Here is a 12,540-nt window from a genome sequence, read left to right on the forward strand (position 1 = left end):
GAAGCCGAAATGTCGGTAAATTTTGTTTGCTGCCACTTCTGCAACACCTGGTGGCGGCTGGATTATCTTCATGTGTCGTCCTCCCTGCTCACCAGCCCCATGGTGGATCTCGACACCGGGGCTGTCATCGCACACCCCGCCGTGGTGGACAACACCGGCACGCTCAAAGCGACGCCCCTGCCCATGATGCTCGAACTCCCCATCCGGGTGGTTCTCGCGGGCGCGGGCGCGCTGGCCCCGCTGCACGAGGCGCTCCGACGATCCGGCAGGCATCCGCGAGAGGCGATCCTGCTGCTCACTGGACCGTGCCAAGAGCAGGAACGGCCGCTGCTGAAGGTGGGGCTCGACAGTCTGCGCACGATCGGCTACCTCATCGGCTTCGCCGACGTGGGCACCACCGGCGGTGTGACACTCGACGTGGTCGCCGACTCCGCCCCATACCTGCTGGCCCTGGACCCCGAACTGGTCACCCGCATCCCCGGCGACTACCGGGCCGCCGCGGTGGCGCGGTCGGTGGTGACGCTGGCGCGCGGCATCGGCGCGCACGTGATGGCTCCGGGCGTGGAACGCGAGCCGCAGGTGGCGGTGGCCAGGGGCCTGGGTGTACGCCTCGCGCACGGCCCGCTGCTGGCCCCCGGCCCCGACGGCAAGGTACGGGTCCCGCTCCCCGTGGCCGACGAGTCGCCGTCCACGGTCATGCTCGGCCCCCGCGTGCAGGAGTTGCTGATCCCGGCGGTGACGCTGCCGGTGGAGGCCAAGGCGGAGGAGGCGATGGCGGCGTTCGGGCACGAGCCGACGATCACCAGCGTGATCCTGGTGGACGAGTTCCAGCGGCCCAAAGGCAGCCTGGACCGCAGCCGCTTCCTGCTGTCGTTCGCGGCCCGCTACGGCCACGCCCTGCACGGCTCCAAGCCCGCGCAGCGCCTGGCCGACCCGCCCCGCACGGTCCCGCGGACGACCCCCGCGATCGCCGCCATGCAGGCCGCGGGCCGGGACGCCGGCCGCGTCTACGACGACCTGGTCGTCACCGACGAGATGAACCGGTGCCTCGGCATCGTCCGCGTCTCCGACCTGATCAGGCAGGTGGCCGCGATGAAAGGCTGAGGCCGCGACTGGCCGGGCCCGCTCCTGGATAGGAATGAGGCATGCGGCTGAACAGACGTGCCCTCCTGGGTGCGGGAATGCTGGCCGGGGTGGGCGCGTGCAGCGCCGTCCCCAAGGACGAGGCCGCCGCGCCGCCGAATCCGGCGCGGGGCGTCCCGGCTCTTGACCCCAAGGACTGGGCGTCCGTCCGCGCCCAATTCGCCCTGGACCCCGCCCTCGGGCAGTTCGCGGCGTTCGTGCTGGCCCCTGCGCCCGCGCCGGTCCGCGCGGCCATCAGGACGCACCGCGACGCCCTGGACGCCAACCCCGAGTACACCCCTCCCGGCGGCAACCCCGACCAGACGGTACGCCAGGCCGCCGCCCGCTACCTGGGCACGGACCCGACCGCGATCGCGCTGACCGACAGCACCACGATGGGCCTGGGCCTGCTCTACTCCGGCATGAGGCTGCGCCCAGGACAGGACGTGCTGACCACCGAGCACGACTTCCTGGCCACCCACGAGGGCCTGCGCCTGCTCACCGAGCGCACGGGGGCGAAGGTGCGCAGGGTCAGACTGTACGACGACCCGGCGCGGGCCTCCGCCGACCGGATGGTCTCGGCGATCAAGGACGGGCTCGGCCCGCGGACCAGGGTGGTGGCGATCACCTGGGTGCATTCCAGTACGGGCGTGCGCCTGCCCGTCCGCGCGATCGCCGGCATGCTGGCCGAGGCCAACAAGGGCCGCGACCAGCGGGACAGGGCGCTGCTGTGCGTCGACGGGGTGCACGGGTTCGGCGCGATGGACGACGGCGTGACGGACCTGGGCTGTGACTTCCTGGCCAGCGGCACGCACAAGTGGCTGTTCGGGCCGCGCGGCACCGGCATCGTGTGGGGCAGGGCCTGGGACGCCCTCGCGCCGATCATCCCGAGCTTCAGCCAGGCCGCGTTCGACGCCTGGCAGGGCAGCCGGTCGCCGGGGCGCGGCACGGCCGAACTGGTCACGCCCGGCGGCTACAAGGCGTTCGAGCACCGGTGGGCGATGACGCAGGCGTTCGAGTTCATGACGGCGATCGGCAAGGACCGGGTGCGGGCGCGTACGCAGGAGCTGGCCACCCGGCTCAAAGCGGGTCTGCGGGAGATTCCGCACGTCACGCTGGCCACCCCGCAGGCGCCCGAGCTGTCGGCCGGGCTGGTGTGCTGCTCGATCAGGGACATGCCGCCGTTCGAGGCGGTACGCCGGCTGCACGAGCAGAAGGTGGTCACGAGCGTGACGCCGTACAGCGCGTCGCTGCTGCGGTTCGGCACAAGCATCGTGACCACCCCCGAGCAGGTGGATCACGCGGTCAAGGCGGTGGCGGCCCTGGTGTGAAACGGGTCAGGTGCTCCCGTACGACCACGGGGATCCTGGGTCTTGGCCTGGTAGGTGAGATAGGTCGGCGCCAACGTGGTCATCTTCCGCCACAACCGCTCGCGTTCCTGCCCTTCGGCGGTGCGCGCCCGCGCGGCGAACCGCTCTGGCCACCGACGGATCCGGGCTGTCAGCGGCGTCGTTCCACGCGGTCACGTCAATGTCCGTCGGCGGTGATGCCCTGAGCGAATCCGCCGTCCACGGCCAACTCGATGTTCGTGGTGAAGGTCGCGTCGAAGGCCAGGAACAGCGCCGCCGTGGCGACCTCCTCGACGGTGCCGTTGCGGCGCAGCGGTGTCATCTCATCCCCCTGCTTCTCGAACGCGGCCCGCTCCTCGTCGGTCAGCCCCGCCACGCCCATGGTCGGCGTCTTGATGAACCCAGGCGCCACGGAATTCACCCGGATCCGCCTGGGCAGGAACTCCGCTGCCCAGACCTGGGCGAATGCCCGCAGCGCCTCCTTGGAGCCGGAGTAGGCGCTCATGCCGCCGAAGACGCGGTCGTTGGCGACCGTCGTCAGGACGATCGCGCCGCCGTCGTTGATGAACGGCGCCAGCCGCTGCACGGTGAAGAACGCGCCCTTGGCGTTGATGTCGAAGTGGCGGTCGTAGGACGCCTCCGTCACGTGCTCCAGCCTCTCCAGTTCGGCGATGCCGTGGTTGACGAACAGGGCGTCGATCCGGCCGAGCGTGCTGCCCACCTGTGTGCCCAGGGCGTCGATGTCGGCCAGGCCGGCCGCGTCGGAGCGCACGGCGTGCCCGGCCGCGCCCAGTTTCGCGCGGGCCGAGGCCAGCGTGGCCTCGTTGCGGCCGGTCACCACGACCTGCGCGCCCTCTTGCACCAGCGCCTTGGCGATGGCCAGTCCCATGCCGTGCGACCCGCCGGTGACGACGGCCTTCTTCCCTGCGTATCGAGTCATGATCGATGTCCTTGCGTTCAGAGTTGTTCGCGCGGTTTCACGGTGCCTCAGGGGACTTTCGGCGGAATTTTGAGAGACTTTCGCTCGGCTACTGTGACGGCATGCGCTTTGGGGTACTTGGTCCGCTAGCGGTGTGGACGGCGGACGGCAGGCTCGTGCACGTCCCCGAGGCCAAGGTCCGGACGGTGCTCGCCATCCTGCTGGCGCAGGAGGGGCGGCTGGTGTCCGCTGACCGGCTCATCGACGCCCTGTGGGGCGAGCGGCTGCCGGCCAAGCCCACCGCCGTACTCCAGACCAAGGTGTCGCAGCTACGCAGGGCGCTCCAGGAGGCCGAGCCCGGCGGTCGCGATCTCGTCGTGTCGGCGCCGGCAGGGTTCGCCTTGCGCGCGGAGCCGGAGGCCGTGGACGTCGGCCGGTTCTCGGCGCTGGTCGCTCGCGCGTACGAGTCCGGGGACAGCGCGAGCGTGGCAGCGCTGCTGGCGGACGCCCTCGCCCTGTGGCGTGGGCCGGCGTTCGAGGATTTCGCCGACCAGGAGTTCGCCCGCGCCGCGGCGGTACGGCTGGAGGAGGAGCGGCTGGTCGCGGTGGAGCATCTGACCGAGGCACGGCTGCACCTCGGCGAGCACCGTCTACTGGCGGCCGAGCTCGCCGATCTGGTGGCTCGCCATCCGCTGCGGGAGCGGTTGCGGGCCGCCCACATCCGAGCCCTGTACGGCGCGGGACGGCAGGCAGAGGCGCTGGCCGGCTACCGGGAGCTGCGCGAACGACTGGATCAGGAACTGGGCGTCGAACCCGGGCCCGAACTCGCGGCGCTGCACCAGGCGATCCTCCGCCAGGACCCGGCGCTGGAGACGGCTCCCGTTCGCCGGCCGCGCACGAATCTTCCCGCCGTCCGTACCGAGCTCATCGGCCGCGAGCAAGCGGTCGCGCACGCGCGCTCGCTCCTCGACCAGAGCCGGCTGATCACCTTGACCGGCCCGGGCGGCGTGGGCAAGACGCGGCTGGCGCTGGAGACCGCCGCCCGGCTGCTCCACGACGGCGAACCGGGCGGCGTATGGCTGGTCGAGCTGGGGCTGCTGGAACGCTCCGCGCGGGAGCAGGAGGTGGCCGAGGCGATCGCCTGCGCGGTCGGCCTGCGCGATGACGTGGAGGCTTCGGGGACCCAGGTGGAACGGCTCGTCGCCACGTTGCGTGCCCAACGGGCCCTGGTGGTACTGGACAACTGCGAGCATGTCGTCGAACCGGTCGCCGCGCTGGCCGACCGGCTGCTCAAGGCCGTACCCGGCCTGCTGATCCTGGCCACCAGCCGCGAGCCTCTCGATTTGTCGGGCGAGGTGGTGCTGCCGGTACCGCCGCTGGACGTGCCGGAGACCGACGAGGCCCCGGCCGCCCTCGCCTCCTCCGGAGCGGTGCGGCTGTTCGTGGCGCGGGCGGCGGCCGCCGCGCCGGCGTTCGCGCTGGAGCCGGGCAACGCCGAGGCGGTGCGAGCCGTCTGCCGGCGGCTCGACGGCATCCCGCTCGCGCTTGAGCTGGCCGCCGCCAAGGTCCGTACGATGGGCGTCCACGAAGTCGCCCGACGGCTGGACGACCGGTTTCGTCTGCTGGTGGGGCAGCGGCGCGACGCCCCCGCCCGGCAGCAGACCCTGCGCGCCGTCATTGACTGGAGCTGGAGCCTGCTCACCGAGCCCGAACGCGTCCTGCTGCGCCGCTTGGCCGTCCACCCCGGCGGGTGCGCTCTGGAGTCCGCCGAACAGGTCTGCGCGGGGAACGGCATGGCAGCGGCCGACGTGCCAGAACTGCTCGGCCGCCTGGTGGATCGCTCGCTTGTCGTCATGACGGATGACGACGGCAGGCCGCGCTACCGGCTGCTGGAGTCGATCGCCGCCTACAGCCTGGAGCGCTTGCGCGAGGCGGGCGAGCACGAGCTGTTCAAACGGCGCCATCGCGATCACTACACCGACGTGGCCAAGCGCGGCGACCAGCACCTGAGGGGCCACGACCAGCGCCGCTGGCTGCGGCGGCTGGACAGCGAAGGGGCCAACCTGCGGGCCGCACTCGAAGCCGCGGCCCAGGACGGAGCCCCGGGCCAGGCGGCTCAGCTGGCCAACGCGCTGGCCTGGTACTGGGTCCTGCGCGGCCGGATCGTTGAGGGCCGTAGAGCGCTGACCGCCGCGCTGGAGGCGGGCCGGACACACCCGAGCGGTACGGAGAGCGGTGGCGTGCCCGTCGCGGATCCACGGGCCACCGCTCGAGCGTGGCTGGCGGGCCTGACGATGTTCGCCGGACTTGGGCAGCTCGCGCCCATGGAGGCAGGAGCGGACGGCATGGCCGCCTGGTTCGTGGCCTTCGCCTCGGTCGACTTCGGCGAGCTGACCGCCAGTGAGGAGCTCACGGAGCAGGCGCTCGCCCGGTTCCTGGCAGATGGTGAAGGGTGGGGCGTCGCCGCCGCGCTGATGACCCGCGCCAAACAGGCCCTGGTCCGCGGAGACCTGGCCGCCTTGGAGCGCGACGGCACCCGCTGCCTGGCCCTGTTTCAGGACCTCGGCGACAGGTGGGGGCAGACCCAGGCGGTCAACCTCCTCGCAACGCTGGCCGAGATCACCGGTGACTATGAGCGCGCCATGCGGCTGCGCCGCGACGGGCTGCGCATGGCCGAAGAGCTGGGGTTGTGGAACGAGGTCTCCTCCCGGCTGTCGGCGCTCGGTCGTACCGCGCTGCTCATGGGGGATCACGACGTGGCCGACGATTTCCATCGGCGAGCTCGGGAGCGGGCATTGGAGCAATCCAATACCCTCGCCCACGAGCTCGCCGAGGTCGGCTTGGCGCTCGCGGCCCGCCGACGAGGCGACCTCGACGAGGCCGAGGCACTCCTGCGGGGCTGGCTTGACTGGAACCGCCAGATCATGCCCGACAACGGGACCGCGTTGATCCTGGCCGAGCTGGGCTTCATCGCCGAGCTGCGCGGAGACGCCGACACGGCGCTGGCCCTGCACCGGGAGGGACACGCCGTGGCTCGCGCCACCGGCGACCCTCGGGCCGTCGCGCTCGCCCTCGAAGGACTCGCCGGCGCCTACGCGGGGGTGGGAGAGCACCGTCGCGCCGCACGCCTGCTCGGCACGGCCACCGCCGCTCGAGAGTCGGCCGGCGCCCCGCTGCCACCCGCCGAACGCGGAGATGTGGACCGCATTGCCGCGGCCATCCGCCGAGGTCTCGGACAGGACGTCTCCGCGTGAGGACGCGGTCGCCCGGACGATCGTCTCTCCGACGCCGAGCGAGCTTACGAGGAGAACTGGGTTCGGTGGTCGGCGAGGAAGGCTGACAGGGGGCGGGGCGGGCGGCCCGTGAGGTCTTCGACCGCCGTCGTGACGGTCGCCCATCGCCCGTCTCCTGTGGTGCCCATCAGCTCCGCCAGGTCCCCCGCGTGCGGCTGCGGGACGCCCTGCCGTTCCAGGTGCGCCGTCATCTCGGGGACGGGCAGGTCGACGTAGTGGACCGGGCGGCCGAGTGCCGCGCTGATCTGCGCGGCGATGCGTTCGTGGGAGAACGACTCGGGCCCCGTGAGCACGTGGTCACGGCTTTCTCCGACGGGCCGGGTCAGCAGGGCGGCCGCTACCTCGGCGATGTCGCGGGTGTCGATGTAGTTGACCTCCTTCGGCCCGTACGAGCCGTAGACCCGGTCGTTCTGGACGTCGCGCGGCAGGTTCTGCATGAAGCCGGTCGGCTGCAGGATCGACCAGGGCACGCCCGACTTCCTCAGGTGGGCGTCGACCTCGCCGTGCATGCCGCCGCCCAGTTTGGCTCCCGGGGCGGCGTCGCGTACCGACACGGCGACGATCTGCGCGACGCCCGCGTGGGCGGCCAGGTCGATCACCGCGCGGTGGGCGTCGACGAAGCCGGGCCACAGCGAGCTGTTGAGGAACAGCCGGTCGCCCTCCGACAGGAGCCTGCCGATGGTCGCGGGCTCGTCGAAGTCGGCGAGCGCGTAGTCGGTGCCGAGGTCGTCGGCGGGTTTGCGGACGACGGCGAGGGTGTCGTGCCCGCGCAGGCGTTCGACGAGGGCGCGTCCGATGGAGCCGGTGGCACCGGTTACCACGATCACGGTCAACCTCCAATAAGTGGAATCTCAAGTTCCGGTTGGGCTGGACGGTACAATAAGCGGAATCGAATCGTCCAGTTGGGGGTCTCACGTGCGTGCGGATGCCAGACGGAACCTGGACAAGATCGTCGTGGCCGCCGCCGAGGTCATGGCAGAACGCGGCGTCAACGCGCCCATGGAGAGCGTCGCCAAGCGCGCGGGCGTCGGCGTCGGCACCCTCTACCGGCGCTTCCCCGACAGGAACGCCCTGATCGCGGCCGTCGGCGACCACTACATCCACACGATGGCCCGCGCTCTCGACGAGGCCGCCGAGAGCGCGTCCGACGCCTGGGGCGCCATCTGGGACTTCGTGCTCTGGGTCGCCGAGCCCGGCCGCGCCGCGCTGGCCACCGCGCTGGCGGTGCTGCCGCAGGAGGCGATCGTGGAGCGGGCCGAGTTCGCGCGGGTGCGGGCGGGGTGGGTGGAGCAGTTCGACGGGCTCGTACGCCGTGCGCAGGCCGAGGGCTCCATGCGTACCGACGTCGGCGTCGAGGACCTGATCCACCTGCTGAACGTCTTCACCTGCCACCCCGACCAACTGCCCGAACCCGTGGCTGCTCGGCCCGCGTACTACCTGTGCCTGATGCTCGACGGCATGAAGGCGTCCGCCGCCACGCCGCGCTCGTGACTGTTTTGAGGTTTTGATACGATTCAAAAAAATCTTGATTCCCGCTATGATGAGCGGGTTCACAGTGGGCCGCGTCCGGCGGTTCACCGCAGGTAGCTCCCGTTTGTGCACCTACGACAGCAGCACGGCCTCGTGAGGATCGATGGCGACCAGGAACATCAAGGAGGTCGCGCAACTGGCGCGCGTCTCTGTGGGCACGGTGAGCAATGTGCTCAACCGCCCGGAGATCGTGTCACCCGCTACACGCGAACGCGTCTTCGAAGCGATAAAGAAGCTGGGGTTCGTCCGTAATGAAGTGGCTCGCCACCTGCGGGTGGGACGCAGCCGCACGGTCGGCCTCGTCGTGCTCGACGTCTCCAACCCGTTCTTCGTGGACGTGGCCCAGGGCGCGGAAGCGGTCGCCGACGGCCACGACACGATGGTGGTGCTCTGCAACAGCGCCGGCGACCCCGGCCGCGAACGTCGCCACCTCGACCAGCTCGAACAGCAGCGGGTCATGGGCATACTGATCACCCCCGTCGAGATGGAGAGCCCCTATCTGGAGGAGCTGGCCGCCCGCGGCACGCCCGTGGTGCTGGTCGACAGCCCGGCCACCGGGCTGCAGTGCTCGGTCGCGGTCGACGACCGGCTCGGCGGGCAGATCGCCGGCGCGCACCTCATCGAGCGGGGGCACCGGCGGATCATGTTCGTCGGAGGACCACCGTCCATCAAACAAGTCGCCGACCGGCACGCCGGCGTCACCAGCGCCGTCGCCGCCGCCGACGGAGCCGTCGAACTGCTCACCCGCTCCGCTCCCGCGCTGACCGTGGCGGAAGGGCGGGCCATCGGGGAGCACGTCGCGGGGCTGCCCGCCGAAGAGCGGCCCACCGCCGCCTTCTGCGCCAACGACATGATGGCGCTGGGGTTGTTACAGGCGATGGCCACCCACGGGCTGCGGGTGCCCGACGACCTGGCCATCATCGGCTACGACGACATCGACTTCGCCGCGGCGGCCGCCGTGCCGCTGTCGTCGATCAGGCAACCGCGCGAACTGCTCGGGCGCACGGCCATCGACCTGCTGCTGGAGGAGGTGGCCGAGCCGGAGGAGCACCGGCACCGGCAGGTCATCTTCCAGCCTGACCTGGTGGTCCGCGAATCCAGCGCCCTCCGCCGCGCCTGACGCACCGCCTCGCTGCACGCCTTTGGCGGCGCACCCGTGTTTGGGCTGGTAGGAGTGCTGGGCGCCGTTCGCGTTGCGCCGGGCCCCACCGCACGACCTCCCGCCGACGCGGCGCGCCGAACGACGAGCGCCCGACGACGCGTGCTCACCGCGACGCGCTCGCACGGCGGACCCACCCGTAGCCGACCCCACACCACCATGAAAGGGGCCCCGTGAAAGAGCTGTATCGCAACCCCCTGGCCACCCCCCAGGACCTGGCGGGATTCCGGATGGAAGGAGATGGCGCCATGTCCTTCCCCCAGGGCAGGATGCGTCTGGAGAGCCTCAGGCCGGCCTCCGACGGTCAGGCGGCCAACCTGGTGTTGTGGTGTCCGGAGGAGTTCCCGGCCGACGTGCGGATCGAGTGGGACTTCCGGCCGATCAGGGAGCCGGGCCTGGCGATCATGTTCTTCCACGCCAGGGGCGGGAACGGCGAGGACCTGTTCGACGAGCGCCTGGCCCCGCGCAGCGGCCCTTATGAGCAGTACCACCACGGCGACATCGACGCCTACCACGTCTCCTACTTCCGCCGCATGTGGCAGTCGGAGCGCGCCCTGCACACTTGCAACCTGCGCAAGAGCCACGGCTTCCACCTGGTCGCGCAGGGCCCGGATCCGCTGCCTGGGGTGATGGACGCCGACGGCCCCTATGCGATCCGGCTCGACGTCAAGGGGGGTGAGGTGACCTTCTCGGTCAACGATTTGGTCTCGTTCCGCTGGCGGGACGACGGCTCGGTCGGCGGTCCCGCCCTGGCAGGAGGCAAGATCGGCTTCAGGCAGATGGCGCCGCTGATCGGAGAGTACGAAAATCTCCGGGTATCTCGTCATTGACTTTGAGTCGATTCAACACTAATTTCGCACCAACCGCCGTTCATGCCCCTGTAACTGGGCAGGAACCGCGGTGCAACACTCGCCCCCCGTATCCGTGCACGGGCCACGAGAAGGTGGTGCCGGATGAACCATCCCGCCCTGTCGATCAGGATTCAAGCTGCCTGCTCAGAGCTCATCTGGGCGGTCCGCCTGAACCTGATGTGGATCGTCTTCACCCTCGCGGGCGGCGTGATCCTCGGGCTCGGGCCCGCCACTGTGGCCGCCTACACCCTGGCTCGTCGGCATGCCCGGAATGAAACGTTTCAGGCCTGGGCCGAATTCTGGGCCGTCTACCGACGGGAGTTCGTCCGGGCCTCGTTGCTGGTCCTGCCCGCGGCGGCGCTCGCCGTCGTCCTGGTCGGCAACTACCTCTATCTGTCCGCTCTCGGGCCCGGCATGGGCGCGTTGCGGATCGCGACCTTCGTGGCGCTCATCGCCCTGGCGGGTGTCGGCGCCTACCTCGGGCCGCTCTACGTGCATTACGACCTGCCGCTATGGGCGTACTGGCCCAAGGCGACACAGCTAGCGCTCCTGCGTCCGGCCTCGTCGGTGCTGTTGCTGCTGGCTCTGTCAGCCATCGCCTTCGCGACCTCGGCGGCGCCCATCCTCGCCCCGGCGATCAGCTTCGGCGCGTGGATCTATCTCAACACGTGGCTTTGCCTGCGCTTCTTCGAGGAGAACGAGGCGCGCCTGCATTCGAAAGGGAACCTATGAGCGCATCGCGTCGTCGCCGGCTCATCGCCGGTGTGTTAACGCTCACGGCTGCTCTCACCGCCTCCGCCTGCTCTGGAGGTGGCGACGCGGCCCAGTCTGATCCGAACACGATCACGTTCATGTCGAAGCTGTTCGGCACGGCTCCCGAACCTACCGGCGAGATGCAGCAGGCCATCGAGAAGTTCCTCGGCAAGAAGATCAAGGTCACCTGGGTTCCCAACGCCGAGTACACCGAGAAGCTGAACGTCACCCTGGCCTCAGACAGCATTCCGCAGGTCATCGTGGTGGACCCGAAGCTGCCGGCGTTCGTGAGGGCCGCGCAGGCGGGGGCCTTCTGGGATCTGACCGACAAGCTGGACAAGTATCCGAACCTCAAGCCGGCGAACGCGCAGTCCGCGCTCAACGCCTCCATCAACGGCAGGACCTACGGCCTCTACCGGATGCGGCCCCTGCTGCGCTCGGCGGTCGTCATCCGCAAGGACTGGCTGAAGAAGGTCGGTCTTGAGGAGCCGAAGACGATCGAGGACTTCTACCAGGTCGCCAAGGCCTTCACCGAGAAGGACCCCGACGGCAACGGTAAGAAGGACACCTACGGACTCATCATCCCGAAGTGGCCCGGTGACTACGCCAGCGCCAGCCCGTACGACGTGATCGAGACCTGGTTCGGCGCCCCGACCGGCTGGGGCGAGCGCGAGGGAAAGGTCGGGCCCGGGTTCGACACGCCTGAGTTCCTCGAAGCCAACAAGTGGCTGAAGAAGATGGTCGACGAGGGCCTCGTCAACCCCGACTTCGCCACTCTCGACTCCGCCAAGTGGAACGACCCGTTCTTCCATGGCAGGGGCGGCATGATCATCGACGTCAACATCCGCTCCCGCCAGGTCTTCGACCTGTTCAGAGAGAACGGCGACAAGGACTACGGCGACAAGGTCACCATGGTCGGCAACATGGCGAAGTCCGACACAGAGAAGCACTCCTACCCGTTCACGGGTTACGCGGACTCCCTGGCGATCTCCAGGCAGAGCGTGCGCACCGAGGCCGAGCTCGACAACGTGCTGAAGACGCTGGACAAGCTGGCCACCAAGGAGGGCCAGGTCCTGCTGCAGAACGGCATCGAGGGCCGCAACTTCAAGGTCGAGAACGGCGACACCGCCGCGCTGATCAACGAGGACGACCCCGCGGTCAAGACCGTCCAGGACAACGTGGACGACGCCTTCGTCCAGTTCGGCACCAAGGGCACGGTGGACATCGGCGGCATCGCCTACCAGCGCGTCCCGTCTGGTCAGCCGTACCGGGACATTCTCGACCTGCAGAAGAAGCTGGTGGAGGAGGACCTCAAGACGGCCGTGCACAACGTGGCGCTGCCCGTGATCTCGAAGACGCAGATCGAGAAGGGCGCGCAGATCGACAAGATCGTCTCCGACGCCCGGGTCAAGTTCCTGTCGGGCGCGATCGACGAAGAGGGACTCAAGGCCGAGATCAAGCGCTGGCACGACAGCGGTGGCGACCAGGTGATCACCGAGATCAACGAGGGGCTCGCGAAGCTCCCCAAGTAGTCACGACTCCCGATTGAGGGGCCCGGGCACCT

11 protein-coding genes are annotated in these 12,540 nt (G+C 69.9%); 8 read left to right on the forward strand and 3 right to left on the reverse strand.

Features of this window, described 5'->3' with window-relative positions; translation table 11 throughout:
* Positions 1–72 precede the first annotated feature (72 nt).
* Positions 73–1,104 carry an EAL domain-containing protein gene (locus tag ACFOY2_RS24040; RefSeq protein ID WP_379530330.1) on the forward strand — a complete coding sequence of 344 codons (1,032 nt, stop codon included), beginning with the start codon at positions 73–75 and terminating at the stop codon, positions 1,102–1,104.
* A 41-nt stretch (positions 1,105–1,145) separates the two neighbouring features.
* Positions 1,146–2,453: an aminotransferase class V-fold PLP-dependent enzyme gene (locus ACFOY2_RS24045; protein ID WP_379530331.1), complete on the forward strand. Its 1,308-nt coding sequence runs from the start codon at positions 1,146–1,148 to the stop codon at positions 2,451–2,453.
* Here ACFOY2_RS24045 and ACFOY2_RS24050 read toward each other — a convergent pair.
* Together ACFOY2_RS24050 and ACFOY2_RS24055 are read right to left on the reverse strand one after the other, a co-directional pair.
* Positions 2,420–2,626 carry a nitroreductase/quinone reductase family protein gene (locus tag ACFOY2_RS24050; protein ID WP_379530531.1) on the reverse strand — a complete coding sequence of 69 codons (207 nt, stop codon included), beginning with the start codon at positions 2,624–2,626 and terminating at the stop codon, positions 2,420–2,422. The two genes, ACFOY2_RS24045 and ACFOY2_RS24050, sit on opposite strands and share 34 nt — an antisense overlap.
* A 23-nt stretch (positions 2,627–2,649) precedes the next feature.
* Complete coding sequence (locus tag ACFOY2_RS24055; RefSeq protein WP_379530332.1) at positions 2,650–3,411, reverse strand: SDR family oxidoreductase; 762 nt, start codon at positions 3,409–3,411, stop codon at positions 2,650–2,652.
* A gap of 101 nt (positions 3,412–3,512) precedes the next feature.
* Here ACFOY2_RS24055 and ACFOY2_RS24060 point away from each other — a divergent pair, with 101 nt between their 5' ends.
* The gene (locus tag ACFOY2_RS24060) at positions 3,513–6,644 is read left to right on the forward strand and encodes a BTAD domain-containing putative transcriptional regulator (RefSeq protein ID WP_379530333.1); all 3,132 of its coding nucleotides are present in this window, start codon (positions 3,513–3,515) and stop codon (positions 6,642–6,644) included.
* 44 nt (positions 6,645–6,688) lie between these two features.
* Here ACFOY2_RS24060 and ACFOY2_RS24065 read toward each other — a convergent pair whose 3' ends face one another.
* Positions 6,689–7,510 carry an NmrA family NAD(P)-binding protein gene (locus ACFOY2_RS24065; RefSeq protein WP_379530334.1) on the reverse strand — a complete coding sequence of 274 codons (822 nt, stop codon included), beginning with the start codon at positions 7,508–7,510 and terminating at the stop codon, positions 6,689–6,691.
* Positions 7,511–7,598: 88 nt separating this feature from the next.
* Between ACFOY2_RS24065 and ACFOY2_RS24070 the strand changes: the two genes are divergently transcribed.
* From ACFOY2_RS24070 to ACFOY2_RS24090, 5 genes are all read left to right on the forward strand, one after another.
* Positions 7,599–8,174 (forward strand): TetR/AcrR family transcriptional regulator, encoded by a 576-nt coding sequence (locus ACFOY2_RS24070; RefSeq protein WP_379530335.1) that lies wholly within the window; start codon positions 7,599–7,601, stop codon positions 8,172–8,174.
* Between the two features lie 142 nt (positions 8,175–8,316).
* Entirely contained in the window at positions 8,317–9,333 is a 1,017-nt protein-coding gene (locus ACFOY2_RS24075) for a LacI family DNA-binding transcriptional regulator (protein WP_379530336.1), read from the forward strand.
* A gap of 212 nt (positions 9,334–9,545) precedes the next feature.
* Positions 9,546–10,202, forward strand: a complete 657-nt coding sequence (locus ACFOY2_RS24080) for a DUF1961 family protein (RefSeq protein ID WP_379530337.1) — start codon at positions 9,546–9,548, stop codon at positions 10,200–10,202.
* A gap of 123 nt (positions 10,203–10,325) precedes the next feature.
* Entirely contained in the window at positions 10,326–10,955 is a 630-nt protein-coding gene (locus ACFOY2_RS24085) for a YesL family protein (protein ID WP_379530338.1), read from the forward strand.
* 119 nt (positions 10,956–11,074) lie between these two features.
* Entirely contained in the window at positions 11,075–12,508 is a 1,434-nt protein-coding gene (locus ACFOY2_RS24090; RefSeq protein WP_379530339.1) for an extracellular solute-binding protein, read from the forward strand.
* Positions 12,509–12,540 lie beyond the last annotated feature (32 nt).

This window comes from Nonomuraea purpurea (genome assembly GCF_042650645.1).
GTDB classification, from domain to species: Bacteria; Actinomycetota; Actinomycetes; order Streptosporangiales; family Streptosporangiaceae; genus Nonomuraea; species Nonomuraea purpurea.